Source organism: Streptococcus sp. HMSC062B01, assembly GCF_001811085.1.
Classification (GTDB): domain Bacteria; phylum Bacillota; class Bacilli; order Lactobacillales; family Streptococcaceae; genus Streptococcus; species Streptococcus gordonii.
On record NZ_KZ672765.1, the window covers coordinates 20,786 to 47,267 of the forward strand.

Consider the following 26,482-nt stretch of genomic DNA (forward strand, 5'->3'; position numbering starts at 1 on the left):
CCTTTCTTAGTAGTCCTCTAAAATATCGCCGATTGGGTCGTTAGATGAAGCGACTGCTCCACCACCATTTCCACCTTTCTTAGAAAGGTTAATGTAAATAAGAGCAAGTGCAACACCGATTGTACCAAAAGCGATGAGAGATAAACCACTAACAGCAGCAAGAGCGAAACCAATAGCGAAGAAAGGCCATACTTCACGAGTTGCCATCATGTTGATAACCATAGCATAACCGACAGCTACGACCATGCTACCGCCTACTTCCATCCCTTCTTTGAGCCAAACTGGCATTGATTGAAGAGCTGCTTTTACTGATTCCGCAGGAATCAAAAGTAAAAGAATAGCAGGGACTGCAATACGTAACCCTTGGAGGAGGAGGGCAGTATAATGTGCTCTTTCAACACCACGAATATCTCCTTTTTTAGCAGCAGAATCAGCACCATGAACTAGGGCAACTGAAGCAGTACGGACAATCATGGTCAAAAAGAGACCAGCTACTGCAAGAGGAATAGCTGTGGCTGTAGCTACTGAGATATCATCTTTTGCACCACCACTCTGCACTAAAATAATTGCAGATGCCACGGATGCAAGAGCTACATCGGGAGCTACAGCAGCACCGATATTTGCCCAACCAAGAGCGATTAGCTGAAGTGAACCACCTAGCATAACACCGACAGTTAGGTTACCTGTTACCAAACCAATCAAAGTACATGCAACAATTGGTTGGTGGAATTGGAATTGGTCCAAGATACCTTCAAGACCAGCAAGGAAGGCAACAAAGACCACTAAAACCATAGAAATAATAGACATGATTTATAATTATCCTTTCATGAGATATGAGGACGTAAAATAGTCAGGCAAGACCTAGAAAGAACTGAGAGGTGTAGTTTTGCTAAACTATCCGTCCAAATTTTATTCAATTAATGTATTATTGAACGTTTGCTTTTTCAATTAAGTCAAACAAGTCTTTCTTAGAGTCATTTGGTACTTTACGTACGTCGAATTCAACGCCAAGGTCACGAAGTTTTTCGTAAGTCGCTACATCGTCCTTGTCCATTGATAGTACGTTGTTAACCATTGTTTTACCTGTCGAGTGAGCCATAGAACCTACATTGAGAGTCTTGATTGGCACACCGCCTTCAATAGCACGAAGAGCATCTTGAGGAGTTTCAAACAGGATCAAAGCATGAGTATTACCAAAGCGTGGGTCTTTTGAAACAGCAATAAGTTTGTCAATAGGCACAACGTTTGCTTTTACATTACCCGGTGCGGCTTGTTTGATTAACTCTTTGCGGAGTTCATCCTTAGCTACTGAGTCAGAAGCTACGATAATACGGTCTGCTTTTGAATCTGGTGTCCAAGCAGTTGCGACTTGTCCATGAAGCAAACGTGTATCGATACGCGCAAGATTGATTTTGAGCTTGCCATCACCGATAACAGTACCTTCTGGAATAGCAGCTTGAGCAGTTGCTGCAACAGGAGCGCTTGCAACTTCTTCTGCTGGATTCAATTCTTCAGGCAGAGCCTTCACACCTTCTTTAGCTTCTTTGATGATATTAGCTACGACGGCATCAACACCAGCGTTAGCATCCATCATTCTTTCTGTATATGCTTGAATCAACATTGGCAGATTCAAACCTGTAATAATAGCGAACTTGCGATCTGGATTTTCACCCATTACACGGCTAGCTTGGTTGAATGGAGAACCACTCCAAAGGTCAGCCAAGACTAAGACTTCATCGTCCGCATCAAACTGTGCCACAGCGTTATTGAATTTAGCATACAAATCATCAGGGCCTTCATTTGGCATAAAAGTACAAGTTGTTACTTTTTCTTGTTCGCCAAAAATCATAGAACCTGATTGATGAATGCCAGCAGCAAATTCACCATGGCTTGCAATAATGATTCCAATACTCATTATTGACATTCCCCCTTATTAAAATGTTTGACCAAACTTTAAGAAAAGTTTAAGACTATCTTATTATAAAACGTTTTCAGGAAAAAAACAAGGGGGAGGCGCCAAAATGAATCAAATTCATTCAAGGAATAAAAGTACTCTAAAATATTGCTACAAGTACATTTTTTAATATTTAAATAGTAGAAAAATATAAAAATAAAAGACCAGTTTGAAAAAAGATCGGTTAATATATGAATGAAAGTGGTAGAAAATGATAATTGTGCAGGAGGTATTCTAGAACGGCTAGCTTATGGTATAATAGAGTGAATTACAATGAAAGTGTGACATGTTATGAAAACTCCTTTTATTAGTCGTGAAAAGTTAGATGAGATTACGGCTCAGTTTCCAACCCCTTTCCATCTTTATGATGAGAAGGGAATTCGGGCAAGAGCGCGTGCCCTGCATGAGGCCTTTTCTTGGAATCCAGGTTTTAAAGAGTATTTTGCTGTCAAGGCTACCCCAAATCCTGCTATTTTAAAAATCCTTAAAGAAGAAGGCTGCGGGGTGGACTGTGCCAGCTATGTTGAGTTGCTCATGAGTCAAAAGCTGGGCTTTGCTGGACAGGATATCATGTTTTCGTCCAATAACACACCAGCTGAGGAATTTCAGTTTGCGCGTGACCTTGGAGCGACTATCAATCTGGATGCCTATGAAGATGTGGCTTTTCTAAAGGAAGCCGCTGGTATTCCCAAGGTCATTTCCTGCCGTTACAACCCTGGCGGTGTCTTTGAGCTAGGAACCAGCATCATGGATAATCCAGAAGAAGCCAAGTTTGGTATGACTAAGGACCAGCTGATTCAGGCTTTCAAAGAACTCAAGGAGTTGGGAGCTGAGAAGTTTGGGATCCATGCGCTCTTGGCCTCTAATACAGTAAGCAATGATTACTATCCTGAACTGGCCCGTCAGCTTTTTGAGCTGGCTGTAGAAGTGGTGGCTGAGACAGGAGTCGAGCTGGACTTTATCAATCTATCTGGTGGTGTCGGCATTAATTATCAACCTGATGGCGAGGAAAATGACATTGCAGTCATCGGTCAAGGAGTTCGTCAGGCCTATGAAGCTATTCTAACTCCGGCTGGCCTAGGACAGGTCAAAATTTATACGGAGCTGGGCCGCTTTATGCTGGCACCTTATGGCTTGCTGGTCACCAAGGTTACCCATAAGAAGCAGACCTACCGAACCTATCTGGGAGTGGACGCCTCTGCGGTCAATCTGTTGCGCCCTGCCATGTATGGCTCTTATCACCACATTACCAATATGGATCGACCTGAGGGTGAGACAGAGATTGTGGATGTTGTTGGCAGCCTCTGTGAGAATAACGACAAATTTGCTATTAATCGTCCGCTACCAGTGAGCCAAATCGGTGATACACTCGTAATTCACGATACAGGTGCTCATGGCTTTTCAATGGGGTATCAATACAATGCCAAACTTCGTTCCAGCGAAATTCTCTTGGAAGAAGACGGAAATGTTCGTATGATTCGTCGAGCTGAAAGACCAGAAGATTATTTTGCGACTCTCTATGGATTTGACTTTGAAAAATAAAGAAGATTTGGTATAATGAAAGCAACGCAAAAAAGGAAATAGGAGATTTATTTTATGAGTTTATTTTTAGCAATTTTGCTGATTATTCTTGCTTTTGCAAGTGGTGTATTTGCAGGAATGTATATCCTTCGTAAGCAAGTCGAAAAAGAATTTGCTGAAAATCCGCGTTTGAATGTGGAAGCAGTTCGTACTTTGCTTGGAGCAAGTGGACAGCGTCCAAGTGAGGCAAAAGTCCAACAAGTTTATCGCCAAATTATCAACCAACAAAAATCAGCTTTAGCTAACAGCAAAAAGAAAAAATAATCATTTGATTATTAAATATCAAAAGGGGATTTGGGCTGTAGGCCCAATCCCTTATTTAGAAAGAAGATTTTATGGATAATCGACCGATTGGTTTTCTAGATTCCGGAGTGGGCGGTTTGACGGTTGTACGTGAATTGATGCGACAGCTTCCCCACGAAGAAGTCATTTACATCGGGGATTCTGCTCGTGCTCCTTATGGACCTAGGCCGGCTGAGCAAATCAGAGACTATACCTGGCAACTGGTCAATTTTCTTTTGACTAAAGATGTGAAAATGATAGTTATTGCTTGCAATACTGCGACAGCTGTTGTCTGGGAAGAGATTAAAGAAAAACTAGATATTCCAGTTTTAGGAGTGATTTTACCTGGGGCTTCTGCAGCGATAAAGTCAACTCATTCAGGAAAGATTGGAGTGATTGGGACACCAATGACAGTCACTTCAGATATCTATCGCAAGAAAATTGAAGCTTTGTCACCTGAGATGGAGGTTAGTAGCTTGGCTTGTCCTAAGTTTGTTCCTCTAGTTGAGTCAAATGAGCTAACGTCCAGTGTTACAAAAAAAGTTGTCTATGAGACCTTGCTTCCGTTAGCAGGGAAGGTGGACACGCTTGTTCTGGGTTGTACACATTATCCTCTCCTGAGATCTATTATTCAAAATGTGATGGGACCGGATGTTAAACTGATTGACAGTGGGGCAGAGTGTGTAAGGGATATCTCTGTTCTTTTAAACTACTTTGAAATTAATCGAAGCCGAGAAGAACAGACTTTGCAGCATCGTTTTTATACAACAGCCAGTGCTAAGAGTTTTGCTGAGATTGCTGAACATTGGCTAGGACAGAAGGTAAGCGTGGAGCATATAGATTTATGAGTGAAAAAATATATGAATATAAGGATGACCAAGACTGGTATATCACTAAGTGGAGCGAAACGGAATCTTTTAGTAATTTTTCGCAGGTATCAGCTGAGGCTGGCAAAATTTTAGAAGATTTGCAAGTAGCTCTGAATAAGGATGGACATAATTTCCCAATTGAAGTGACGGTTTTACGTTACCATTCTGCATATCGCTTATTAGTCTTTTTAGTAGACCTTATCAATGAAGAGGCTAAAAGAAAGATAGAACTGATCCAGCGTCAAGGGGCTTTACTTGTAGTGGAGTCAGGCCAACTTTTGTATGTCTATATACCTCAAGGCGGAGTTTCATTGACTGATTTTTTGGGAGCTAAAGAAGTCAAGGATACTCTTTTAATTGCTACTCGAAATGAAGGCAAAACGAAAGAGTTTCGAAAGTTATTTGGAAAATTGGGCTACAAGGTTGAGAATCTCAATGACTACCCCGACTTGCCAGAAGTGGCTGAAACAGGAATGACCTTTGAAGAGAATGCTCGGCTTAAGGCAGAAACCATCAGCCAGCTAACCGGTAAAATGGTTTTAGCTGATGATTCGGGTTTACAAGTTGATATTCTTGGGGGACTTCCTGGAGTCTGGTCCGCTCGCTTTGCTGGAGTAGGTGCAACTGATGCGGAGAATAATATCAAGCTTTTGCATGAGTTGGCTATGGTCTTTGAATTAAAGGATCGTGCAGCTCATTTTCATACAACACTGGTCGTGGCCAGTCCTGAAAAAGAAAGTTTAGTAGTTGAGGCTGACTGGCCTGGTTTTATCAATTTTGAGCCAAAAGGAGAAAATGGCTTTGGTTATGATCCTCTCTTTTTGGTTGGTGAAACAGGCAAGACATCAGCTGAGCTGACAGTAGAAGAGAAGAATGAGCAATCTCATCGCGCTCAGGCGGTGAAAAAGTTAATGGAGGTATTTCCAGCATGGCAAAGCAAACAATCATTGTAATGAGTGACTCTCATGGTGATCGCTCAATTGTCGAGGAGATAAAAAATTATTACTTAGGTAAGGTAGACGGTATTTTCCACAATGGTGACTCTGAATTGCCAAGTGATGACCCTGTGTGGGAGGGGATTCATGTTGTTGCTGGCAATATGGACTTTTATGATGGCTATCCGGATCGACTAGTGACAGATTTGAATGGGACTCGTATAGCTCAAGCCCACGGTCATTTATTCCAAATCAACTTTTCTTTTCAAAAGCTAGATTTGTGGGCACAAGAAGAAAATGCGGACATTTGTCTTTATGGCCACCTACATATTCCGGATGCTTGGATGGAAGGGAAGACTCTATTTTTAAATCCAGGGTCTATCAGTCAACCACGCGGTTTGATTACGGAGCGTCTTTATGCTAAGGTTGAAATTGAAGAAGATCGTTTCAGAGTGGATTATTTCACTCGTCAGCATCAACTATACCCAAGTTTGTCAAAGGAGTTTGCTAGATGATAGCCCAGGCATTTGAAGAATATCTTGTGAAACAAGAAGGTGCTTTTCTGACACCTGCTGAAAATTTAGCAGTGTTGGTAGACAGTCACAATGTTGATCACGCTATTTTGTTGTTGAGTCAGATGACCTATTCGCGGATTCCGGTTGTGACGGCTGAAAAGAAATTTGTCGGAACCATTTCTCTGACGGATATCATGGCTTATCGGATGCAGCATGATCTTCCAGAAGAAGAATTTATGGCGATGGATATCGTTCACATGACTAGGAAAGATGGTTTAACTGTAGGAGTGAATTACACAATTTCTGAAGTTTTGCATAAATTGATAGATGAGTCCTTCTTGCCTGTGGTAGGAGATGATCAGCATTTTCATGGAATTATTACGAGAAAGTCGATTCTCAAAGCAGTTAATGCCCTTTTGCATGATTTTTCAAGCCGATATGAGATGAAAGCTAAATGAAAGAAGCAATCGAACAGTTTATACAGCCAAAACAGTTATCTAAAAATTCCAGGCTTGCTTATACCTACGATTTAGAACAGTTTCTTGAGCAAGTTGGAACAATAAATGATACCAGTCTGCGACTCTATCAGTCTTCTTTGCAGCCTTTAAAGCTTTCTGTGCAAAAACGGAAATTATCAGCAGTTAACCAATTTTTGTATTTTCTCTATAATCAGAAATATATAGAACATTACTACAAATTAAGTATTCCCAAGGATCAGAAAGAAAGCTCTTCACAAGGTTCGCTTCTTGATTTATCAGCTTTTTGGCAGGAGAGTCAAGTTCCTCAGGGGCGTTTAATTGCCCTTCTAATTTTAGAAAATGGTCTTTTGCCGAGTGAAATTTTGTCTATAAAAGTCACGGATATCCAGTTTGATTTTCAGATTTTAAGTGTTGAGAAAGCGGGGCAAAAGCGAATTGTCCAACTTTCTTCCAAACTGACAGAAGAATTAAGTAGGATGGCTTCAGGAACCTATTTATTTGAAAAAAAGGGAAAACCTTATTCTAGGCAGTGGGCCTTTCGTCAGCTGGAGGCTTTTTTATCAGAAAAAGGGCAGGCAGGTTTGTCTGCTCAGAGTTTGAGAGAACAATATATTTTGCGTCAGTTGAAAGATAAGCGAAGCCTACATGATATTGCTCGTGACCTAGGGTTGAAAAGTATTACCACATTAGAAAAATATAGATAATGGATATAAAAATTAAAGATTTTGAGGGACCCCTGGATTTGCTACTCCATTTAGTTTCCAAGTACCAGATGGATATTTATGATGTTCCAATTACAGAGGTTATTGAACAATATTTAGCCTATGTTGCGACCTTGCAGGCCATGCGTCTGGAGGTGGCTGGGGAATATATGGTCATGGCTAGTCAGCTTATGCTTATTAAAAGTCGCAAACTTCTACCTAAAGTAGTGGATGATGCTGACTTAGAGGAAGATTTAGAACATGACCTGTTGAGTCAAATCGAGGAGTATCGTAAATTTAAACTTCTTGGTGAGAAAATGGCGGAGCAGCACGAAGAGCGGGCTCTGTATTATTCTAAACCTAAGATTGAATTAGTCTATGAAGATGCTGAGTTGGTGCATGACCGCTCAGCCATTGATTTGTTTTTGGCCTTTTCTGGCTTATTAGCTAAAAAAAGAGAAGAATTTCGTCATAGTCATACTACCATTGTCAAAGATGAATATAAGATTGAAGACATGATGGATGTGGTCTTGGAACGCTGTAAGAGTCAAAAAAAATTGGCCTTACAGGAGTTATTTACTGAGACCAAGGACATGAACGAGGTCATCACTCTCTTTTTAGCAACCTTGGAATTAGTGAAAGTACAGGAGATTCAATTGCTCCAAGAAGAAAATTTTGGAAGTATCTATCTAATTAGGAAGTAAACATGAGTAAGTTATCAGAAATAGAAGCGCTTCTTTTTGTGGCAGGAGAAGACGGCTTGAAAGTTCGGCAGATTGCTGAAATTTTGTCCATTCCTCCTACAGGAGTTAGCCAAAGTATAGAAAAATTGGCAGCTAAGTACGAAGCCGATGCTGACTGTAGTCTGGCTTTACTTGAAACGTCTAACACTTATAAATTGGTTACCAAACAAGCTTTTGCAGAACTCCTGCGTGCTTATTCTAAATCGCCGATTAATCAGAGCCTTTCACGTGCTGCTTTAGAAACTCTGTCAATTATTGCTTATAAACAGCCAATCACGCGGGTAGAGATTGATGATATCCGCGGGGTCAATTCTAGCGGGGCACTTGCCAAGTTATTAGCATTTGAGCTGGTTCGAGAAGATGGTAAAAAGGAGGTCCTTGGTCGACCTAATCTTTATGTGACAACAGAATATTTCTTAGATTACATGGGGATCAACCATTTGGAAGAATTACCAGTCGTGACAGATACAGAATTGGTAGCAGAAGAAAGCCAATTATTTGGTCAAGCGACCGAATCAGAGTTAGAATAAAATGGCTGAACTGTGTATCTTGTGAAAGGATAAAAGATGAGAATTAATAAATATATTGCCCATGCTGGAGTGGCTAGCCGCCGGAAAGCAGAAGAGCTGATTAAGCAAGGCCTTGTGACAATCAATGGCCAGGTGGTTCGAGAACTGGCGACCTTAGTTAAAACAGGTGACAAAGTCGAAGTAGAAGGGCAGCCTATCTATAATGAGGAAAAGGTCTATTACCTTTTGAATAAGCCTCGTGGAGTCATTTCTAGTGTGACAGATGACAAGGGACGTAAAACGGTGGTAGACTTGTTGCCTCAAGTCAAAGAACGGATTTATCCTGTTGGTCGTCTAGACTGGGATACTTCTGGACTTCTTATCCTGACGAATGATGGCGATTTTACAGACGAGATGATTCACCCACGTAATGAGATTGACAAGGTTTATGTTGCTCGTGTAAAAGGAATTGCAAATAAGGAAAATCTTCGCCCTTTGACTCGTGGTGTAGAGATTGATGGTAAAAAGACCAAACCGGCAGTTTATGAAATCATAAAAGTCGATCCTGTCAAAAATCGGTCTGTCGTTCAGCTGACCATCCATGAGGGACGGAATCACCAAGTGAAGAAGATGTTCCAAGCGGTCGGCTTAGAGGTAGACAAGCTGTCTCGGACTCGCTTCGGACATTTGGATTTGACAGGACTTCGACCAGGTGAATCTAGACGCCTCAATAAAAAAGAAATAAGCCAGCTTCATAATTTGGCTATTACAAAGGCTGGAAAATGATTAAAAAGCTTTTAATCGCTCCAGTTCGCTTTTACCAACGTTTTATTTCACCTGCATTTCCACCTTCCTGTCGTTTTCGGCCTACCTGCTCTAATTATATGATTGAGGCTATCCAGAAGCATGGAGCCAAAGGTGTCCTGATGGGTTTGGCGCGGATTTTTCGTTGCCATCCTTGGTCTCAGCCGGGAGAAGATCCCGTACCAGACCATTTTAGCCTGAAAAGAAACGATACAAGAAAACAGTCTCACTAGATACGTATAGTTCTTTATCTCTAATCGAAAGGCTCACTATTTTCTCTAGTGCTTTTAACCACTAGAGAAAATAGTGAGCCTTTATTATGCAAAATAACAAGTCACATAGAGAGGCTGGGTATAGGGCTCCAGTCTCTCTGTTTTTTATAGGCGAAGTTGGGAAACCTTTCTTGAGTAGGAGCTTCGTCTAGGTCCTCTAGGTAACTTTATGATGATGGAGAATTTGTTTTTATTATAGTTTTACCAGGCCTATTCTTTGCAATCAAAAAGCTCTCTCATGTCTATAGTTGTTGAACCACTGCAGAAATGAGAGAGCTAACATTATTTAGTAAGACTTTTTTGATAGACCGGTATTCCCTGAATGCATCCTATCTTCTAGACCAAGTTTTGGGCAGGAAGAGCAGGAGCATTGGATAGATTTCCAGGCGTCCAGCAATCATAGCCAAGGATAAAAGGAATTTAGAAAGGGGACTGAAAATAGAAAAACTCTCAGTTGTTCCGATCATCGGTCCGATGTTATTAAAACAGCTTAGTACTCCACTGACAACGGTCATTAAATTGTTATTATCAAAGCTAACAATAAAAATAAGTGCCGCAATAATCATCATATAGACAACCATGTACTTTAAGACCTTGTGCTGGGTATCTTTATCTAGTACATTTCCGTTGACATGTAAGGTCAATACCCGGTTTGGAGAAAGGGTTGATAGAATCTGATTTTTTGCAATCCTCGCCAAAATCATACAACGAATGACTTTAAATCCTCCGGCGGTAGAACCTGCAGACCCTCCGATACACATTAAAAGCAAGAGGATAAACTGTGAAAAGAGAGGCCAATCAACAGTGTTTCCAAAACCAAAACCTGTTGTAGTGATGGTGTTGGAGACTTGGAAGAATGACATTTCCAAGCTGTCAGCAATATTCCCATGGAAAATATGGAGGATATTGAAGGTGATGAGGAGAGTAGAAACCCCAACGATTGTCAAGTAACCTTTTAGTTCTTCATCCGCAAAGAAAGCCTTGAATTTTCTGATCAGGAAGAAATAGTAAAGGTTAAAGTTGACCCCAAAAGTCAAAACTCCAAAGCTAACCAGATAGGTAATCAGTGGACTATTGTAGTGGGCAATTCCGTCATTATAAACGGTAAAACCACCTGTACCAGCTGTTCCCATACCAATAATGAAGCTGTCAAATAATGGCATTCCTGCTAGGAAATAAAGAAGAGTAAAGATGGCAAAGAGGGCCAAGTAGATGATGTAGAGAATTTGGGCAGTGTCTTTAAGTTTGGAGACGACCTTGCCAAAGACAGGACCTGGCACTTCAGCCTTCATAACTTCCAAGTGGCCGTTCTTAGCATTATCCATAATAGCTAAGGCAAAGACCAACACTCCCATACCACCAATTAAGTGGGTAAAACTACGCCAGAAAAGCAGAGAGTGGGAGAGAACACCAACATCATTGAGAATAGTGGCACCAGTTGTAGTAAATCCTGAGCTAACTTCAAAGAAAGCATCAATAATATTTGGAATTTGTCCAGAGAAGACAAAAGGTAGGGCTCCGAAGAAGGACCAAAGAATCCAACAGAGTGCAACAATCAAGACGCCTTCCTTAGCGTAGATGTGAGCATCTTTGGGTTTAAAGAAAATACCAACTCCACCTAAAATTAGTAAAATGCCAATTGTAAGACCCAAAGATAGAAAGACTTTAGCTGTCTCCTGGTAGATGACAGCTATGACAACTGGCACTAAAAGCAGGCAGGCCTCAATCAGTAACAACTTAGAGAGGAGATAACGAATCATGGATTTATTCATCTGATTACTCCTCTAACAAGTCATAAATTTTGGTGATGTTTTGCAATAAAGTTGTGACAAGTATTTTGTCTCCAGCCTTAATTTGATCGTCACCAGTTGGGAAGATGGCTTTTCCTTGACGAATGATAGCCGCCAAAAGAACTCCTTTTTTCAGTTTCAGCTGAGACAAAGGTCGATTTGTCATCTTATTCTCTTCTTTAATCTGGAATTGCAGAGTTTCAATGCGACCATTTGCAACATGGTGCAAGGCTTCTAAGCTAGAGAATTGTGCATTGTAGCGACCGCGGATAAAGTGCATAATGGTATCTACAGCAATTCCTTTTGGTGTAACGATACTAGCAAAATCTTGACTATCAATAATTTCTAGCAGACTAGTTCGATTGATTTTTGTAATATTTTTTTGAACACCGATGCTGTTTAGGAACATAGACGCAATAATATTTTCTTCATCGACACCTGTAAGAGTAGCAACAGCATCATAATTTGGCGCACTTTCTTCTAAAAGAATATCTTTGGCAGTACCGTCACCATGAACAACGTAAATATCAGGAAATTCCTGACTGAACCATTCAGCTCTTTGACGATTAATTTCTAAGACTTTAAGATCAATTTTACTATCTTTCAGAATGTTTAAAAGATAGTAGGCGATTTTACCTGCCCCGATAATCAGCAGGCTCTTGATAACACGTGGGCGGATGTAATGGTGGAAAGCCATAATTTCTGATCGATTTCCAGTCATGAAGATCTTATCGTTTGCCTGGATCCTGACATCTCCATCAGGAATAGTCAGTTCATTATTCCGTTCAATAGCGCAGATAATGACATTTCCATATTGTTTCCGGAAGTCAGAAATAGTTGTCTGACACAAGGGACTATTGTCCTTTACCTTGAACTCCATTAAGGCCACACGTCCATTGGCAAAATGCTCAAAAGATAGGGCGTTAGGGAAGTCAATGATATTAGCAATTGAGCGTGCAGCCAATTGTTCAGGATTGACAACTAAAGAGAAGCCAAGAATATTTTTTTCCTTAAAGAAAGGATTGGAATATTCAGGATTGCGGACGCGGACAACAGTTTCTTTAGCTCCCATTTTCTTTGCTAAAACTGCGGAAACCATATTGACTTCGTCGTGTTCAGTCATAGAGATAAAAATATCGCAAGATTCAATACTTGCTTGCTCTAAAACTTTAAAGTTGGCTCCATTTCCTAGAATACCAATAATATCGTAACGTTTGGTCAAGTGGTTGAGAACAGCCTCATCCTGCTCGATAAGAACCACATCATGATTCTCAGCAACAAGCGAGCGGCAAAGGGCGCTTCCAACTTTACCACCACCAACAAGAATAATCTTCATCTTATACCTCCGAGATATGTATCTATCATACTCTATTTTGCAAAAAATTTCATCTCTTTGCTTCAATGTAGTGGTTTTTCCTGGAATAAGAGAGGATTTTTTCTAGTTGTTCCTCCATTTGTTCGAGAAATTAAAGCTCTCTTTTTATATAATTTAGAAAAAATAAAAAAATCGTTCATTTTCAAGCTCTTTAAGTTGACATGTCAAAGGAAAATGATATACTAGAAAAGTGCTATCATTGATTTACCTCAAACCTGTTGTGATGTAAGTTAATGAAGCTTTAACCACGCTGTTTGCTGAGCTTGACTCCGGGCAGTGTGGCTATTTTTTTATACAAATGACGACTAGGAAAAGAGAAAGATGTTAGAAAATCACATTGTACTATTTGAACCTCAAATTCCACAAAATACTGGGAATATAGCTCGGACTTGTGCAGCAACAAATGCTCCCTTACATATTATAAAGCCTATGGGCTTCCCTATTGATGACCGTAAGATGAAGCGAGCAGGCCTGGATTATTGGGATAAGCTGGATATTAGCTATTATGAGAGTCTGGAAGACTTTATGGAAAAAATGGATGGCCAGCTCTACTTGGTTTCAAAGTTTGCTGAAAAGGTCTATTCTGAAGAGGATTTTTCCAAGGAGGGCAAACATTATTTTATGTTTGGTCGTGAAGACAAAGGCCTGCCAGAAGAATTCATGCGTCAGCACCCAGAAAAAGCTCTACGTATTCCCATGAATGATCAGCATGTCAGAAGCCTTAATGTTTCAAATACAGTCTGCATGATTGTTTACGAGGCCCTGCGTCAGCAGAATTTTGCTGGCCTTGAACTGGTACATGAATATGAAGCGGATAAGCTGAAATAATTTGTATTACATCAAACAAGGAACTTGCTATTGCAGGTTCTTTTTGGTATCATAAAAGAGTCTTCAGGGCAGGGTGTAATTCCCGACCGGCGGTAATTTTTGGACTGGAAATGCTTTTTCCTCAATGCCAAATCAAGTCCGCGAGCGTAAGCTGATGTGGTGAGATTCCACAACCGACAGTATAGTCTGGATGGGAGAAGACGAAGGGCATTGAATTTATTTTGCCATTTAATCTTTATTTAAGGGCTGAGCCTTATACTAAATAATCATTAGCTGACAAGCTTTTTTCGGTAGCCTTTCCAGCTTCTCTAATTTTTATAAATTGGAGGAACCTGTGATGACAAATACTCGTAAATTGGCGATTGTAGCAGTTTTATCTGCACTTTCATTTCTACTCATGCTTTATGAGATTCCTTTGATAACCGAGTTCTTAAAGTTGGATTTTTCAATCATTCCGATTTTACTGGCTTTGGTGGTCTTGGATTTCAAAAGCTCAATGGCAGTACTCTTGATTCGCTCGGCCTTAAAGCTAGCTTTGAATAATCATGGTATAGGCACTCTTATCGGTCTCCCCATGAATATATTGGCGGTAGCTGTATTTGTTTCTGCTTTTGCACTCTTATGGAAAAAGAGGAAGAGCTTGTCTGACTATGCGAAGGCCTCTCTGGTGGCAACGCTTGGTCTAACCGTCACTATGATCGTTTTAAATATCATTTATGCAGTTCCACTCTTTGCGAGATTTGCTAATTTTGATATTAATAAAACATATGGTATGTCCAAGTATCTGCTGACTATGATTGTCCCTTTTAATCTATTAGAAGGAGTGATCTGGGCTGTTGTCTTTTGGCTAATTTACACACTTTTACAGCCTGTTCTAAAACGCTATGAAAAATAAACAATCTTATCTAACAAAGGGCACTTTTGCCCTTTTACTTTTCGTTATACTCGGTTATATGGTCAAGTTTTATCCTGACCAGCTAACTAATTTTGATACCCCGATTCAGACCTGGTTGCGGGGAGATTTACCTGTAGCTTTGACAACTTTTTTCAAACTTGTAACCAGTGCGATTGATCCGATGGGGATTATCATCTGGGTTTCGGCTCTTGTCCTATTTTTCCTGTATAGAAAATGGAAGCTGGAGGCTGCCTTGCTAGCAGGAAATCTGGTCTTACATGGAATTTTAATCAAGTTGATCAAATTTGTTTACCAAAGAAACAGGCCCTCTATTACACATCTGGTTGAAGAAGGAGGTTATTCTTTCCCGAGCGGGCATGCCATGGCGACAGCCATTGTACTTGGGACCTTGATTATAATTATTCAGCAACGGGTTCAGAACCAGCATATTAAGCGCTTGGTACAAGCTTTGCTCCTACTCTATATTTTCACTGTTATGGCCTCCAGAGTCTATCTGGGCGTGCACTATCCGACAGATGTAATCGGAGGAGCTTTGATGGGCTTTGCCATTCTCAATATCGAATTTCCCTTTTATGATAAATTACGTTTTCAATGGCGTTTCAAAGGGAAGCAAAAATAAGTCTATATAAGGAAAGGCCAGCAAAGCTGGCCTTTTTGTCTTGACAAAGAAAATCCCTTTCTTTAAGATAGGAGCAAACAAGATTAGGAGGTCAGAATGTCTCTTTTAGATCAAGAACTCGTTGATGCTGTTTTAGCATTAGTAGATAGTATTCCCTCTGGGCGCGTGGCGACCTATGGCCAGCTTGCTCGTTTAATTGGTCGACCAAAAAATGCCCGCTTGGTGGGAAAGATTCTCAGTCAATCGGAACTTTATGGCGGTATACATCCTTGCCATCGGGTAGTCAATGCAGCAGGGCGCCTCGCACCTGGCTGGGAAGATCAGAGGCACTTGCTCTGGGCGGAGGGAGTGGACTTGAAGGCTAATGGCTGTGTGGATTTGAAAGTCTATTTGTGGGAGAAATAAGTAATAAATGGAGGAAGTTTTGTATTTGTTTTTCAATACTTGATAATTTTTAAAATGTAAAAAGCACTTGGCATGTTAAATTTAATGTGATATATTTAATATACAAGTTCAAACTTTCCAATAAATGAAGTACTAATCGGTAATATAAATTCAAAGTGGTTAAAACAGTAGTTTCCATTGCTTAAAGAAAAGAGCAATTGCTCTAGAGGTATTTGAATGGTAGCAGAGAGTTTATTTTCAATTGGGAGAGCGGCGAGTATTAGCGGAGTATCCACCAAGACCTTGCGGTATTATGAGAGCTTGGGTTTGATTGTTCCAAAGAAAGTTTCTGACGGAAGTGGATATAGATATTATGACAGAGAGACTTTGTTGTTGGTTCCAGTCATAAAATATTACAGGCAAATTGGCTTGGATTTAAAGAGAATAAAAGAACTGATTTCTGAGGCAAGTTGTGCAAATCATTATCATTATTTAGAGCAAAGAAAAGATGAAATAATGCTTGAAAGAGAAAAGCTATTAGTTTCAATGTCTTCAGTAGACGATTGGATGAAACTAATTGTTGAGGGTGAACTTTGCCTTCAAAGCCAATTTAGTGCATATCCTTCAAAGAAAAATTCAACCATTAGTTTGAAATATTATGACGAGGAGAAACATTTTTGTCAAATCAAGCAAGATTTTGATTATAATTATAAAGAGGCTATTATAAATCTGGATTGGATCAAATTTTTAGAAGAAAAAAGTTTAGAAGTTTCTGGGCCGGTCATTTTAAAGTATGATTCTTATCGTCAAAAGATGTTGGGGAAAATAGACTCTGTGACAATTATGCAACATTGTTTTCCAGAGAGCGATTGCATCTATTCGTTTGGTGGTTTCTTTGCACTTGGAGCCTATCATATTGGTTCTTTGGATAGGATTTCTGAAACTTACCAAGAGCTTTTGCAGTATGCTGAGGATAAAGGTTTGTCATTGAAAAATGAGTCTTACGAGAGACATGTAATTGATTATTGGGTTACACAAAAAGTTGATGAATTTGTAACAGAAGTCATTATTCCTATTGTAAAAAATGATGAGTTGAAACGATTTTAATCTATAAAAGCAACTACCTATGAAGTAGTTGCTTTTTGTTGTGGTCTAAAAATGTGGATGCCGAGCGAGACGGTTTAATTTTGAGAGCGAAACTGGTTGAACATCTAAATTTCTTGCAATCTAGAATTCTTATAAAATTTTTTGAATATTTAATAGAATCTATAAGAGAATTGAGGTCCTGAAATAACAACAATTTAAAGAAAGTTTCTTTCCCACTAAAAAATAGACGATCAATTTTTTTGTATAAAATATCATTAAAAACTTTACCCTTAGGGTAATCTTGAAAATTTAATTTTTGGAAATAATGCGCTAAATAGAGTTCTTATATTAAATTGTATATACACTTTAATATAAAACGTTCGCTAATTCATTATAAAAAAAATGATGTAGTGCCTGATATATTGCGAATTAAATCACAATATTTTTTTATTTTATAATTTATTGAAAAAACGATTGACTTTAACCTTATGTAAGGGTTTACAATATAGCTAGATTAGTATTTTAGACGGTTTGTGAAATAATGAATTTTTATATTGTCATAATTAAAAATTAATATATAAAAGGAGGTAGTGGCATGAATTCCGAAGCATTGGGAATGATTGAAACTAAAGGTTTAGTCGGTTCTATTGAGGCGGCTGATGCAATGGTTAAAGCGGCGAATGTGACTTTAATCGGGAAAGAACATGTTGGAGGTGGACTTGTAACAGTTTTAGTTCGTGGTGATGTGGGAGCTGTTAAAGCTGCAACTGATGCTGGTGCTGCAGCTGCCCAAAGAGTTGGTGAATTGATTTCTGTGCACGTTATTCCACGCCCTCATACAGAAGTTGAAGCAATTTTACCAAATGACAAGGTATAGGCCTAAGATGAGAAGAGGTAATAATATATGGAACAAGTTAGTCAAAATATCGTAAATGCTTCCCAAACTACTAGTAGAACGGATGCTCAGCAAAAAATGATGGAGACGACTAAGGCTTTTCATATTGCTGGTATCCGAAGTGGAATTGTTTCAGGTTTATTCTATGGATTGTATTCCTTTGTCATTATGATTTTGCAAGGATTTGATCCGATTAAATCTGCAGTAGGAATTTTGGCAGCTCCATTTGTAATGGGGGCTCTCAATGATTTACTGGGTGGCTGTGTTTTACTTTTAAATGTTATTAGAAATGGGAAATTCAAGGAACTTAGTCGTACCTTGGCTACGAAACCAGGCAAGATTATGCTATTGGGCTATATTCTTGGTGGTCCCGTTGCCAATGGTGCTTATTTGATAGGACTTTACCTGGCGGGTGCCTTTGCTATCCCTATCTCAGCTACAACAGCCGCGTTTGGAGCACTTTTCTCTGCAATCTTTTTAAAACAAAAATTGAATTTACGTGTTATTGCAGGTATGTTGATGTGTGTAATAGGAGCTGTCATTATAAATTTAGTGAAGCCAGATAGTGCACCCAACTTCACTTTAGGTATCATCCTTGCATTTATTGCCGCAATCTGTTGGGGATTAGAAGGAACAATATCAGCATTTGGTGGAGCTATGCTGGATTCGGAAGTTACAGTTACTTTAAGACAGCTTGTTTCCGGACTAATTCAAATGATTATTATTGTTCCATTAATTGGTGCTACTGGATTATTTGTCGGAACAATATCATCACCATTCTTGCTATTATTATTGGTTATTTCAGGAACTTTAGTTGGATTTTCCTATATGGAATGGTACCGGTCAAATGCAATGGTAGGAACAGCTATCGGTATGTCGCTTAATATTACTTATGCATTCTGGGGAGTTCTATTAAGTATCCTCTTCTTGGGACAAGCTGTGACAACGACTATTATAGTTGGATCAATTGTTATTATTTTGGGTGCAATCGTAGTTACAACGAATCCATTGGATTTTTTAAGAAAAAAGGAGGCGTAAATGGCGACTTTACCAGCTAGAACCGCTGTATTAAATTTCATGAATACAGTGGATGAGGCAGACGTCTATCAAGTTATGGATGCTCTAAAATCTATTTATGGACAAGAAAAACAATTTACTGTGTCTTCGTTTTTAGAACATTTGATGTCCTTAGAATGCAATGGTTATCTCGTTCAGACAGGATACGACTTGAATTCTAATGGGGATCTAAGTATTCGCTATAAAATTAATGATGATGGTAGACGAGCTGTTCAAAAATATATTTCAAAATAAGGAAAAGGAGTAAGCAGTATGAGATATCACGGTGGGCAAGCCTTAGGGCTAGTAGAAACTGTGGGTCTAGTCCCAGCACTAGAAGCTTGCGATAAGATGTTAAAAGCAAGTAATGTCAAACTAGTTTCTTACGAAAATGTCGGATCGACTTTAGTTACAATTATGGTTGTTGGAGATGTAGCTGCAGTAGAGGCATCTGTAGAAGCTGGCGCCAAGGCAGCTGCAGCTATTGGTAAATTAACTTCACATAATGTTATGCCTCGACCAATCCCTTCTGTTGGGGATATAGTTTCAGTGCATGATATTGATAATGGATAAAGGAGAGTTTCATGGAAAGATATCAAGCCATTGGTGCTATTGAAACGTTTGGTCTTGTATATGTACTAGAAGCAGCAGATGCTATGGTAAAAGCTTCAGATGTTGAAGTTATTGGCTATGAAAACACCGCTTCAGGTTATATTTCTGTTATCGTTCAAGGTGAAACAGCAGCCTGCAAAACAGCAGTTGATGCTGGTGTAAAGGCTGTTGAAAACATGGGTGCAGAAGTCTACAGTCATGTAGTTATTCCAGGACCTCACGAAGATTTGAGAAAAATAATTGATCGTTATTCCTTATCTGTTCTGCTACCGGATGAATAAGAAAGTGAAATGTAAATGAGATATATTGACAAAGATTTAGATTCAATTCAAGAAATGAGAAATCTACTTCTAAATGCTCAAATGTCTTTTCTCCAATTACAGTATCTTGAACAAAACGAGTTAAATGTCTATGGTGAAAAATTTATAGAGAAAATTGAACAAGAAGCAGATAAACTGATTTCAGAATATATTGCAAGAAATGATTATGGTTTAGAAGCTGACGAAGTTTTTCTATTTCATCATTTTCTAAATCGGTTTAAAGAGAAGATTCAAAAGGAAAATTATATTGGTATTCTTGAAGGAGATGTTGCTAAACAAACCATTGAAATTGGAGTTCCTCTAGGGGTAGTGGCTGTTTTGCTTCCTCCCAATCCGACCTTTACATTATTGGTGAATATTATTCTTTTAACAATTAAATCAGGAAACTCTTTGGTTGTTGTTGCTAATAAGCGAAATAAACCTGCAGTGATTGATATTTTCAAGCAGCTACTTTTATTGGCTGAACAAGCTGGCTATCCTCAGGGTGGGATAGGGATTATTGAAGCAACTAGCGATTCAAGTATCTTGGAATTGTATGATAGTGATAAGGCATCGCTAATTATTAATATTGGTTGTCCAGAATATATTAATAAAAACTTTAAAACAACGATTCCTACCATTTATGGTGGTGAGGGGTCGGGTCCAGTTTTTATTGAACGTTCTGCTGATATTAACAAAGCAGTGAAAGACATCATTCATTCTAGGAGCTTTGATAATGGGATTTTACCTGGTTCTGAGCAGTTTCTTGTAACTGAAAATATTATTGAGCAAGAAATTCGAGAGGCACTCGTTCAAGAAGGAGCCTACATTCTAAATGAAACAGAATGTACACAATTAATTGGTTTTCTAGAGAAATCGAAAAATAATACTTTATGCCATTTCGCTGGACAGTCTGCCAAATGGTTAGCAAGCATGTCAGGTTTTGAAGTGCCTGATACAACTAGAGTACTAGTATCTTTACAAGACTATATTAATCATGAAGATTTTTTCAATCAAAAATTACTTTGTCCAATCATGATTGTGTACCTTGAGCCAGATTGGAAAATGGCTTGTCATAAATGTATGAGCTTGTTATCAGAATTGAAAATGGGGCATACTTTGACCATCCATTCGAAAGATTGGGAAGTCATAAGAGAATTTGCTCTAGTAAAAGAAGTAGGACGTATGGTAGTTAATTCACCTACTGCTTGTGTGGCAACAGGAGTTATGTCACATTTGCCTACCTCTTTGATACTAGGTGGCATTACTACTGGTAGAGGGTATACATCAGAGAATATCACACCAAAACATTGGACATATAGACGTCAGGTTGGATTTAAAGTTGATCAGTAAGTATTTTGTATCTTTCCTGATGATTCCGTAAAAGAAAGGAAATTCCAAAATGGATATGAATGAATTTACCGCTAAATTAGAAGAAGCTACTAAAAAGTTAAGTGCTGAAGATCGGGCTTCATTGGTGAAAATTTTCCAGAGTGTATCGGAAGATATTACTAAGCCAGATGTGGTTGTATCAGGAGCACAATATGTTGCGTCTGAGGGTGTTGATATACCTGATGGTATTACTCCCCGTCTACAAGCTTTGAAAGATCAATATTTAAAGGCAACTCCTACAATCTCATTGATCCGCGCGATTAATCTTACTAAGATTTCTAAAGAAAATGAAGGGATGCCAAAAGCAATTCTGAGAGGAACTGCCTTTAAGGAATTTTGTAAAATTGCTCCTCTAGTAATTCAAGATAATGAGTTGCTTGTCGGTGCTCCAAACGGTGGGGCTCGATGGGGAGCTTTCTCGCCAGATATTTCATGGCGTTGGCTTCGCGATGAAATTGATACTGTATCAACTCGTCCTCAAGACCCGTACTTCTTGTCAGAAGAAAATAAACGAATCTTACGCGATGAAATTTTCCCTTATTGGAAAGGAAAATCAGTTGATGAAGCCTGCGAATCTCAATATCGTGAAGCAGGAGCTTGGGAATTATCAGGTGAATCTTTTGTATCAGATTGTTCTTACCATGCTCAATCAGGAGGGGGAGACTCTAATCCAGGTTATGATGTAGTAGGTATGAAAAAAGGGATGCTTGATATCAAAGCAGAAGCAGAAGCTTGCTTGAAAGAATTGGATTATGCTAATCCAGACGACTTGGAAAAGATTTATTTCTATAAAGCTCGTATTCTGACAGCGGAAGGTGTTATGATCTATGCTAAACGTATGTCTGAATATGCGGCTCAATTAGCAGCTAAAGAAACTAATCCAAAACGGAAAGCTGAATTGGAAATGATTTCTAAGGTTAATGCTAATGTTCCAGCCAACAAGCCAGAAACTTTCTGGGAAGCAATGCAATATGTTGTTACCATTCAACATTTACTGCTTTGTGAAGAAAACCAAACAGGTCTTTCTATTGGACGTGTTGACCAATATATGTATCCGTTTTATAAGAAAGATAAAGAATCTGGCCGTATGAATGACTATCAAGCTTTCGAATTGGCTGGTAGTATGTTCATTAAGATGTCAGAAATGATGTGGCTAACTTCTGAAGGCTCATCTCAATTCTTTGCAGGTTATCAACCATTTGTAAATATGTGTGTTGGTGGTGTAACTCGTGAAGGACGCGATGCTACAAATGACCTCACCTACTTATTGATGGATGCTATTCGCCATGTTAAGGTTTATCAACCAACTTTGGCAGCTCGTATCAATAATAAATCTCCTCGTAAATACTTGAAGAAGATTGTGGATGTTGTTCGTGCGGGAATTGGTTTCCCAGCTTGTCACTTTGATGATACTCACATCAAGATGATGCTGGCTAAAGGCGTATCTATGGAAGATGCACGTGATTACTGTTTGATGGGCTGTGTGGAACCACAAAAATCTGGTCGTCTGTATCAATGGACGTCTACGGCCTATACCCAGTGGCCAATCTTAATTGAAACAACCTTGAATCACGGTATACCACTGTGGTATGGTAAACCAGTCACACCAGATATGGGACCTCTTGATCAATATAAGACCTTCGAGGAATTTGAACACGCGGTCAAAGAAACCATTAAGTACGTCACAAAATGGACGTCTGTAATGACTGTTATATCACAACGTGTTCAAAGAGAGTTGGCACCAGTTCCACTCATGTCAATTATGTACGAAGGAACAATGGAACATGGTCGTGATGTTAAGGCTGGAGGTGCAATGTATAACTTTGGACCTGGTGTAGTTTGGTCTGGATTGGCCAACTATGCAGACTCAATGGCAGCTATTAAGAAACTTGTTTTTGAAGATAAAAAGTATACCTTAGAAGAACTAAACAAGGCTTTAGTAGCAGACTTTGAAGGATTTGATCAAGTGAAAGCAGACTGTTTGGCAGCTCCAAAATATGGTAATGATGATGACTACGTTGATTACTTCACTTCTGATATTATTGAATTTACAGAAGAAGAGCACCGTAAATACAAGACCCTGTATTCAATTTTGAGTCACGGTACCTTGTCAATTTCAAACAACACTCCGCTTGGACAAATTACGGGAGCATCTGCTTCTGGACGTCGTGCGTGGATGCCTTTATCAGATGGTATTTCACCAGACCATGGTATGGATACAAAAGGCCCAACTGCTATTATCAAGTCAGTATCTAAGATGGCCAATGAAAATATGAACATTGGGCTTGTTCATAACTTCAAGATTATGGCTGGTTTGCTAGATACTCCTCAAGGTGAAGATAGCTTGATTACTTTGCTTCGTACAGCAAGTATTCTAGGAAATGGTGAAATGCAGTTTAACTATCTTGATAATGCTATCTTGATTGATGCTCAAAAACACCCAGAAAAATACCGTGACTTGATTGTACGTGTAGCTGGTTATAGTGCATTCTTCGTTGAATTGTGTAAAGATGTTCAAGATGAAATTATTTCTCGTACAGTATTGACACAATTATAATCTAAAAATTAGAAGGTTGTAGTAGTTTTCATACGAGTGAAAACTACTACAACAATCGTTAGGAGAAGATTGTGGAAGTGGTAAAAAAATTACATGAAACTCGCATTAATGTTTTTAATGTACAAAAATACAATCTATATGATGGTCCTGGAATTCGCACGATAGTGTTCTTTAAAGGATGCCCGATGCGTTGTAAATGGTGCGCCAATCCAGAAGGTCTAGAATTTAGTACAAACATTATGTACAAAGAAACTTTATGTAAACCCTATAATGCTTGCGCAAAAACTTGTCCACTAGGAGAAATTTGTTTTAAATATAAAACAAAAGATAAAATTCCTTATGATTATGAAGACAGAGATCATCCAATAGATATCAAAAAGTTTGATAAAAAACATCCTAATGTTGAGGATATAAAAGGTTGTCCCGAAGGGGCCTTAACCATCGCAGGAGAATCAAAAACGGTATCTGAATTGATGGAAATTATACACGAAGACGATGCGTTTTATGAAATGTCTGGCGGAGGAGTAACCTTATCAGGAGGCGAATGCCTGGCTCAAGGTGAAGGCGCCCTAGCATTATTACAAGCCTGTAAACAGGATGGGCTAAATACAGCCGTTGAAACTGCAGGTCATGTTCCGAATATAGTTGTGATGAAGGTCGCAGAGTACACAGATTTATTTCTCTTTGACCTAAAACATATGAATTCTAAACGCCATAATGAATTAACGGGAGTTGGAAACGAAAGAATCTTGACGAATTTCAAAACTGTGATGGAGGGCGGCTATAATGTAAAAGTTAGGATGCCAATGCTCAAAGATATTAATGATAGTGAGGAAGAAATACAAGCGATTGTAAATTTTCTAAGTCCTTATAAAAATTTTCCAAACTTTAAAGGAATTGATTTATTACCCTATCATAAATTAGGAGTTAACAAGTACTATCAATTAGGTATGGATTATGAAATTAAGGGCGATCCCTCACTGAGTCAGTATGATTTAGATCGGATTGAAAAATATATCTTGGCAGCTGATTTTCCAGTAACAGTAGTGAAACATTGAGTTTGTTGGAGGAAAGGGCATTGATTGAAGAACTTGGAAAAAATAATCGTATTATCCAAGAGTCCGTACCTGGGAAGCAAATAACCTTGGCCCATGTTGTCGCTGCCCCGATTGCGGCAGTTTATGACAGCTTGGGAGTCGGTCATGTCGGAGCTATCGGCATCTTGTCGCTGACCCCCAATGAAACTGCGATAATCGCAGCAGACATCGCTGGTAAGGCGGCTGATGTGGATATTTGTTTTGTTGATCGATTTACAGGCTCGGTCATGTTTAATGGGGATATCCAAAGTGTTGAAACATCCCTAGATCAGGTTTTGAGATATTTTAAAGATACGTTAGGATTTTCAACTGTTCCATTAACAAAATCATGAAAAAAAGAATTTTACTCATTGGCCCAGATGATGAAGAAAATAAAAAAATTCTTTGTTTTCTGGAGAATAAAGAAACTTTGACCTTCAGACCTTCGGTCATGTACTATGATGAGACAATTTTGATACCCAGTTCTTATTTGCGAAGTCCTGGAATGAAAAAGCATATAATTGCTATCCAGCAGAATGCGGATTGTGTTCTCATGCTATATTCTGCTAAAGTTCCGGGAAATAGTTATTCTCCGAACTTTGCAAATGCTTTTAGAATACCGACTCTGGGAGTAGTTCTAATTGAAGGAGTTGCTGAGAGGAACCGGTTATCTAATGGAAGTTTGGAGCTAGAAAGAGCAAGTGTAGATGACTTAATTTTCTTAGATCTTAAAAATCATGTACAGTGTCAAGAGTTTTTACAAAAAATTAAATTAAGTAAAGAAGGTAGTTCATGAAGATACAAGAGTTCAATGTTGGGCCACGCTTTATTTTTGGTGAGAAGGCAATCAGTGAACTCGCCAAATTATCAATAAAGAGAGCCTATCTCATATGTGATCCATATATGGTTCAAAGTGGAATGGTTCACCACGTTTTAGATATATTAGATGATCAACTAGTTGAAACAAAAACTTTTTCAGGAGTTGTTCCCAACCCAACTGTTGAGAGTATAGCAAAATGTATTTCTGAAATTCGGACATTTAAACCGGATGCCTTGATTGCTTTGGGAGGAGGTTCTGCTATGGATTCCTCTAAGGCGATTATGTTGACTTATACTGAGTTAGAAAATGTAGAAAAACCAGTCTTAATAGCTATTCCTACAACAAGTGGTTCGGGAAGTGAGATTACTTCCTTCGCAGTGATTTCTGATTTATTGAAAAATGAAAAATATGCCTTGGTAGATTCGTCATTAGTTCCTGATATTGCAATATTAGATGCAACTTTTACAATGAGCGTGCCTCCAGCTGTGACAGCGGATTCAGGTATGGATGTATTGACCCATTGTTTTGAAGCTTATGTAGCAGATGGTGCGAGTGATTTCTCTGATGCATGTGCAGAAAAAGCAATATCTTTAGCTTGGGAAAACTTACCCTTAGCTTTCAAAGAGGGGAGCAATCAAAGAGCCAGAGAGAAAATGCATAATGCTTCCTCTCTTGCGGGAATTGCATTCAATAATGCTGGCTTAGGAATTTGCCATAGTTTATCTCATGCTATTGGTGCATTCTTCCATTCACCTCATGGACGGATTAATACGGTACTATTGCCCTATGTTATCGCCTTTAACTCTTATTTGTCAGAACAAACAGCTTCTCAAGCTACGAGTCGATACGCTGAAATTGCTCGATTGTTGAAGTTTGAATTTAGGGACAATAAAGAAGGCGTAGAGAAATTAATCGAAGGGATTAAAATCTTGTCTAATCAGTTTGGAATTACTGCTGGTCTGGAAAGTCTAGGCATTGAAAAGGAAGCATTTATAAGTCGCATTCCTGAAATGGCAGAGCGAGCATTGGCTGATGCTTGTACGCCAGCTAATCCAAGAAAAGTATCAAAAGATGATTTGGAAATGATTTATCATTTACTGGCAAACGGTGTAAGAGTCTGAAGACAATTTAAA

31 protein-coding genes and 1 riboswitch are annotated in these 26,482 nt (G+C 38.9%); of the genes, 27 read left to right on the forward strand and 4 right to left on the reverse strand.

Annotated features, from left to right (window positions below; all coding sequences use genetic code 11):
- Positions 1 to 6: 6 nt before the first annotated feature.
- On the reverse strand, positions 7 to 807 hold the full coding sequence (locus tag HMPREF2780_RS00460) for a PTS mannose/fructose/sorbose transporter subunit IIC (RefSeq protein ID WP_061596018.1): 801 nt from the start codon (positions 805 to 807) through the stop codon (positions 7 to 9).
- A gap of 118 nt (positions 808 to 925) precedes the next feature.
- Positions 926 to 1,915 carry a PTS sugar transporter subunit IIB gene (locus HMPREF2780_RS00465; RefSeq protein WP_105025958.1) on the reverse strand — a complete coding sequence of 330 codons (990 nt, stop codon included), beginning with the start codon at positions 1,913 to 1,915 and terminating at the stop codon, positions 926 to 928.
- A 330-nt stretch (positions 1,916 to 2,245) separates the two neighbouring features.
- On the opposite strand from HMPREF2780_RS00465, the gene HMPREF2780_RS00470 reads away from it, so the two are divergent.
- From HMPREF2780_RS00470 to yidD, 11 genes are all read left to right on the forward strand, one after another.
- On the forward strand, positions 2,246 to 3,496 hold the full coding sequence (locus HMPREF2780_RS00470; protein ID WP_061596017.1) for a diaminopimelate decarboxylase: 1,251 nt from the start codon (positions 2,246 to 2,248) through the stop codon (positions 3,494 to 3,496).
- Between the two features lie 54 nt (positions 3,497 to 3,550).
- On the forward strand, positions 3,551 to 3,799 hold the full coding sequence (locus HMPREF2780_RS00475; RefSeq protein ID WP_061596016.1) for a YneF family protein: 249 nt from the start codon (positions 3,551 to 3,553) through the stop codon (positions 3,797 to 3,799).
- A gap of 71 nt (positions 3,800 to 3,870) precedes the next feature.
- Entirely contained in the window at positions 3,871 to 4,665 is a 795-nt protein-coding gene (gene racE / locus HMPREF2780_RS00480) for a glutamate racemase (protein WP_008809597.1), read from the forward strand.
- A complete protein-coding gene (locus HMPREF2780_RS00485) occupies positions 4,662 to 5,639 on the forward strand; it encodes a nucleoside-triphosphate diphosphatase (RefSeq protein ID WP_061596015.1) in 978 nt (325 codons plus the stop codon). The genes racE and HMPREF2780_RS00485 overlap by 4 nt, the downstream gene beginning before the upstream one ends.
- Positions 5,615 to 6,136 carry a metallophosphoesterase gene (locus tag HMPREF2780_RS00490; RefSeq protein WP_008809595.1) on the forward strand — a complete coding sequence of 174 codons (522 nt, stop codon included), beginning with the start codon at positions 5,615 to 5,617 and terminating at the stop codon, positions 6,134 to 6,136. The genes HMPREF2780_RS00485 and HMPREF2780_RS00490 overlap by 25 nt, the downstream gene beginning before the upstream one ends.
- Complete coding sequence (gene cbpB / locus HMPREF2780_RS00495; RefSeq protein ID WP_061596014.1) at positions 6,133 to 6,594, forward strand: cyclic-di-AMP-binding protein CbpB; 462 nt, start codon at positions 6,133 to 6,135, stop codon at positions 6,592 to 6,594. The genes HMPREF2780_RS00490 and cbpB overlap by 4 nt, the downstream gene beginning before the upstream one ends.
- The gene (gene xerD, locus HMPREF2780_RS00500; RefSeq protein WP_061596013.1) at positions 6,591 to 7,319 is read left to right on the forward strand and encodes a site-specific tyrosine recombinase XerD; all 729 of its coding nucleotides are present in this window, start codon (positions 6,591 to 6,593) and stop codon (positions 7,317 to 7,319) included. The genes cbpB and xerD overlap by 4 nt, the downstream gene beginning before the upstream one ends.
- Complete coding sequence (locus tag HMPREF2780_RS00505; RefSeq protein WP_045773078.1) at positions 7,319 to 8,020, forward strand: segregation/condensation protein A; 702 nt, start codon at positions 7,319 to 7,321, stop codon at positions 8,018 to 8,020. The genes xerD and HMPREF2780_RS00505 overlap by 1 nt, the downstream gene beginning before the upstream one ends.
- Before the next feature lie 2 nt (positions 8,021 to 8,022).
- Complete coding sequence (gene scpB / locus HMPREF2780_RS00510) at positions 8,023 to 8,589, forward strand: SMC-Scp complex subunit ScpB (RefSeq protein WP_048777600.1); 567 nt, start codon at positions 8,023 to 8,025, stop codon at positions 8,587 to 8,589.
- Between the two features lie 36 nt (positions 8,590 to 8,625).
- Complete coding sequence (locus tag HMPREF2780_RS00515; protein WP_045773079.1) at positions 8,626 to 9,354, forward strand: pseudouridine synthase; 729 nt, start codon at positions 8,626 to 8,628, stop codon at positions 9,352 to 9,354.
- A complete protein-coding gene (gene yidD, locus HMPREF2780_RS00520; RefSeq protein ID WP_008809589.1) occupies positions 9,351 to 9,605 on the forward strand; it encodes a membrane protein insertion efficiency factor YidD in 255 nt (84 codons plus the stop codon). Before HMPREF2780_RS00515 ends, yidD begins: the two co-directional genes overlap by 4 nt.
- 368 nt (positions 9,606 to 9,973) lie before the next feature.
- On the opposite strand, the gene HMPREF2780_RS00525 is transcribed toward yidD, so the two are convergent.
- Together HMPREF2780_RS00525 and trkA are read right to left on the reverse strand one after the other, a co-directional pair.
- A complete protein-coding gene (locus HMPREF2780_RS00525) occupies positions 9,974 to 11,416 on the reverse strand; it encodes a TrkH family potassium uptake protein (RefSeq protein WP_061598622.1) in 1,443 nt (480 codons plus the stop codon).
- 4 nt (positions 11,417 to 11,420) lie between these two features.
- On the reverse strand, positions 11,421 to 12,770 hold the full coding sequence (gene trkA, locus HMPREF2780_RS00530) for a Trk system potassium transporter TrkA (protein ID WP_061598624.1): 1,350 nt from the start codon (positions 12,768 to 12,770) through the stop codon (positions 11,421 to 11,423).
- Between the two features lie 360 nt (positions 12,771 to 13,130).
- Between trkA and HMPREF2780_RS00535 the strand changes: the two genes are divergently transcribed.
- The 16 genes from HMPREF2780_RS00535 to HMPREF2780_RS00610 all read left to right on the forward strand — a co-directional run bounded on the left by HMPREF2780_RS00535 (position 13,131) and on the right by HMPREF2780_RS00610 (position 26,470).
- Complete coding sequence (locus HMPREF2780_RS00535; RefSeq protein WP_061598626.1) at positions 13,131 to 13,637, forward strand: tRNA (cytidine(34)-2'-O)-methyltransferase; 507 nt, start codon at positions 13,131 to 13,133, stop codon at positions 13,635 to 13,637.
- Between the two features lie 55 nt (positions 13,638 to 13,692).
- A riboswitch (FMN riboswitch) is annotated at positions 13,693 to 13,843 on the forward strand.
- Between the two features lie 131 nt (positions 13,844 to 13,974).
- Positions 13,975 to 14,532 (forward strand): ECF transporter S component, encoded by a 558-nt coding sequence (locus HMPREF2780_RS00540; protein WP_061585578.1) that lies wholly within the window; start codon positions 13,975 to 13,977, stop codon positions 14,530 to 14,532.
- Positions 14,522 to 15,172: a phosphatase PAP2 family protein gene (locus tag HMPREF2780_RS00545; protein WP_061598628.1), complete on the forward strand. Its 651-nt coding sequence runs from the start codon at positions 14,522 to 14,524 to the stop codon at positions 15,170 to 15,172. The genes HMPREF2780_RS00540 and HMPREF2780_RS00545 overlap by 11 nt, the downstream gene beginning before the upstream one ends.
- Before the next feature lie 96 nt (positions 15,173 to 15,268).
- Positions 15,269 to 15,577 (forward strand): MGMT family protein, encoded by a 309-nt coding sequence (locus HMPREF2780_RS00550; protein WP_061598630.1) that lies wholly within the window; start codon positions 15,269 to 15,271, stop codon positions 15,575 to 15,577.
- A 216-nt stretch (positions 15,578 to 15,793) separates the two neighbouring features.
- Positions 15,794 to 16,663, forward strand: coding sequence for a MerR family transcriptional regulator (locus tag HMPREF2780_RS00555; RefSeq protein WP_061598632.1), 870 nt, complete (start codon positions 15,794 to 15,796; stop codon positions 16,661 to 16,663).
- A gap of 574 nt (positions 16,664 to 17,237) precedes the next feature.
- The gene (gene eutM, locus HMPREF2780_RS00560; protein WP_061598634.1) at positions 17,238 to 17,519 is read left to right on the forward strand and encodes an ethanolamine utilization microcompartment protein EutM; all 282 of its coding nucleotides are present in this window, start codon (positions 17,238 to 17,240) and stop codon (positions 17,517 to 17,519) included.
- Positions 17,520 to 17,546: 27 nt separating this feature from the next.
- A complete protein-coding gene (locus tag HMPREF2780_RS00565) occupies positions 17,547 to 18,575 on the forward strand; it encodes a DMT family transporter (protein WP_061598636.1) in 1,029 nt (342 codons plus the stop codon).
- Positions 18,576 to 18,848 (forward strand): hypothetical protein, encoded by a 273-nt coding sequence (locus HMPREF2780_RS00570; RefSeq protein ID WP_061598639.1) that lies wholly within the window; start codon positions 18,576 to 18,578, stop codon positions 18,846 to 18,848.
- Between the two features lie 18 nt (positions 18,849 to 18,866).
- A complete protein-coding gene (locus HMPREF2780_RS00575; protein ID WP_061598641.1) occupies positions 18,867 to 19,166 on the forward strand; it encodes a BMC domain-containing protein in 300 nt (99 codons plus the stop codon).
- An 11-nt stretch (positions 19,167 to 19,177) separates the two neighbouring features.
- Positions 19,178 to 19,486 carry a BMC domain-containing protein gene (locus tag HMPREF2780_RS00580; RefSeq protein WP_061598643.1) on the forward strand — a complete coding sequence of 103 codons (309 nt, stop codon included), beginning with the start codon at positions 19,178 to 19,180 and terminating at the stop codon, positions 19,484 to 19,486.
- Between the two features lie 15 nt (positions 19,487 to 19,501).
- Entirely contained in the window at positions 19,502 to 20,857 is a 1,356-nt protein-coding gene (locus HMPREF2780_RS00585; protein WP_105025959.1) for an aldehyde dehydrogenase family protein, read from the forward strand.
- 49 nt (positions 20,858 to 20,906) lie between these two features.
- Positions 20,907 to 23,453 carry a choline trimethylamine-lyase gene (gene cutC, locus HMPREF2780_RS00590; protein WP_061598646.1) on the forward strand — a complete coding sequence of 849 codons (2,547 nt, stop codon included), beginning with the start codon at positions 20,907 to 20,909 and terminating at the stop codon, positions 23,451 to 23,453.
- A 71-nt stretch (positions 23,454 to 23,524) separates the two neighbouring features.
- Positions 23,525 to 24,511: a choline TMA-lyase-activating enzyme gene (gene cutD, locus HMPREF2780_RS00595; protein WP_105025960.1), complete on the forward strand. Its 987-nt coding sequence runs from the start codon at positions 23,525 to 23,527 to the stop codon at positions 24,509 to 24,511.
- 20 nt (positions 24,512 to 24,531) lie between these two features.
- A complete protein-coding gene (locus HMPREF2780_RS00600; protein WP_061599053.1) occupies positions 24,532 to 24,882 on the forward strand; it encodes a BMC domain-containing protein in 351 nt (116 codons plus the stop codon).
- Entirely contained in the window at positions 24,879 to 25,325 is a 447-nt protein-coding gene (locus HMPREF2780_RS00605) for a EutP/PduV family microcompartment system protein (RefSeq protein ID WP_081106048.1), read from the forward strand. The genes HMPREF2780_RS00600 and HMPREF2780_RS00605 overlap by 4 nt, the downstream gene beginning before the upstream one ends.
- A complete protein-coding gene (locus tag HMPREF2780_RS00610; RefSeq protein ID WP_061599051.1) occupies positions 25,322 to 26,470 on the forward strand; it encodes a 1-propanol dehydrogenase PduQ in 1,149 nt (382 codons plus the stop codon). The genes HMPREF2780_RS00605 and HMPREF2780_RS00610 overlap by 4 nt, the downstream gene beginning before the upstream one ends.
- Positions 26,471 to 26,482: the final 12 nt, after the last annotated feature.

Bases quoted from the DNA above. Each gene is read 5' to 3' on its own strand.
- HMPREF2780_RS00460 (WP_061596018.1), bottom strand. From the start codon at position 807: ATGTCTATTATTTCTATGGTTTTAGTGGTCTTTGTTGCCTTCCTTGCT.
- HMPREF2780_RS00465 (WP_105025958.1), bottom strand. From the start codon at position 1,915: ATGAGTATTGGAATCATTATTGCAAGCCATGGTGAATTTGCTGCTGGC.
- HMPREF2780_RS00470 (WP_061596017.1), top strand. From the start codon at position 2,246: ATGAAAACTCCTTTTATTAGTCGTGAAAAGTTAGATGAGATTACGGCT.
- HMPREF2780_RS00475 (WP_061596016.1), top strand. From the start codon at position 3,551: ATGAGTTTATTTTTAGCAATTTTGCTGATTATTCTTGCTTTTGCAAGT.
- racE (WP_008809597.1), top strand. From the start codon at position 3,871: ATGGATAATCGACCGATTGGTTTTCTAGATTCCGGAGTGGGCGGTTTG.
- HMPREF2780_RS00485 (WP_061596015.1), top strand. From the start codon at position 4,662: ATGAGTGAAAAAATATATGAATATAAGGATGACCAAGACTGGTATATC.
- HMPREF2780_RS00490 (WP_008809595.1), top strand. From the start codon at position 5,615: ATGGCAAAGCAAACAATCATTGTAATGAGTGACTCTCATGGTGATCGC.
- cbpB (WP_061596014.1), top strand. From the start codon at position 6,133: ATGATAGCCCAGGCATTTGAAGAATATCTTGTGAAACAAGAAGGTGCT.
- xerD (WP_061596013.1), top strand. From the start codon at position 6,591: ATGAAAGAAGCAATCGAACAGTTTATACAGCCAAAACAGTTATCTAAA.
- HMPREF2780_RS00505 (WP_045773078.1), top strand. From the start codon at position 7,319: ATGGATATAAAAATTAAAGATTTTGAGGGACCCCTGGATTTGCTACTC.
- scpB (WP_048777600.1), top strand. From the start codon at position 8,023: ATGAGTAAGTTATCAGAAATAGAAGCGCTTCTTTTTGTGGCAGGAGAA.
- HMPREF2780_RS00515 (WP_045773079.1), top strand. From the start codon at position 8,626: ATGAGAATTAATAAATATATTGCCCATGCTGGAGTGGCTAGCCGCCGG.
- yidD (WP_008809589.1), top strand. From the start codon at position 9,351: ATGATTAAAAAGCTTTTAATCGCTCCAGTTCGCTTTTACCAACGTTTT.
- HMPREF2780_RS00525 (WP_061598622.1), bottom strand. From the start codon at position 11,416: ATGAATAAATCCATGATTCGTTATCTCCTCTCTAAGTTGTTACTGATT.
- trkA (WP_061598624.1), bottom strand. From the start codon at position 12,770: ATGAAGATTATTCTTGTTGGTGGTGGTAAAGTTGGAAGCGCCCTTTGC.
- HMPREF2780_RS00535 (WP_061598626.1), top strand. From the start codon at position 13,131: ATGTTAGAAAATCACATTGTACTATTTGAACCTCAAATTCCACAAAAT.
- HMPREF2780_RS00540 (WP_061585578.1), top strand. From the start codon at position 13,975: ATGACAAATACTCGTAAATTGGCGATTGTAGCAGTTTTATCTGCACTT.
- HMPREF2780_RS00545 (WP_061598628.1), top strand. From the start codon at position 14,522: ATGAAAAATAAACAATCTTATCTAACAAAGGGCACTTTTGCCCTTTTA.
- HMPREF2780_RS00550 (WP_061598630.1), top strand. From the start codon at position 15,269: ATGTCTCTTTTAGATCAAGAACTCGTTGATGCTGTTTTAGCATTAGTA.
- HMPREF2780_RS00555 (WP_061598632.1), top strand. From the start codon at position 15,794: ATGGTAGCAGAGAGTTTATTTTCAATTGGGAGAGCGGCGAGTATTAGC.
- eutM (WP_061598634.1), top strand. From the start codon at position 17,238: ATGAATTCCGAAGCATTGGGAATGATTGAAACTAAAGGTTTAGTCGGT.
- HMPREF2780_RS00565 (WP_061598636.1), top strand. From the start codon at position 17,547: ATGGAACAAGTTAGTCAAAATATCGTAAATGCTTCCCAAACTACTAGT.
- HMPREF2780_RS00570 (WP_061598639.1), top strand. From the start codon at position 18,576: ATGGCGACTTTACCAGCTAGAACCGCTGTATTAAATTTCATGAATACA.
- HMPREF2780_RS00575 (WP_061598641.1), top strand. From the start codon at position 18,867: ATGAGATATCACGGTGGGCAAGCCTTAGGGCTAGTAGAAACTGTGGGT.
- HMPREF2780_RS00580 (WP_061598643.1), top strand. From the start codon at position 19,178: ATGGAAAGATATCAAGCCATTGGTGCTATTGAAACGTTTGGTCTTGTA.
- HMPREF2780_RS00585 (WP_105025959.1), top strand. From the start codon at position 19,502: ATGAGATATATTGACAAAGATTTAGATTCAATTCAAGAAATGAGAAAT.
- cutC (WP_061598646.1), top strand. From the start codon at position 20,907: ATGGATATGAATGAATTTACCGCTAAATTAGAAGAAGCTACTAAAAAG.
- HMPREF2780_RS00605 (WP_081106048.1), top strand. From the start codon at position 24,879: ATGAAAAAAAGAATTTTACTCATTGGCCCAGATGATGAAGAAAATAAA.
- HMPREF2780_RS00610 (WP_061599051.1), top strand. From the start codon at position 25,322: ATGAAGATACAAGAGTTCAATGTTGGGCCACGCTTTATTTTTGGTGAG.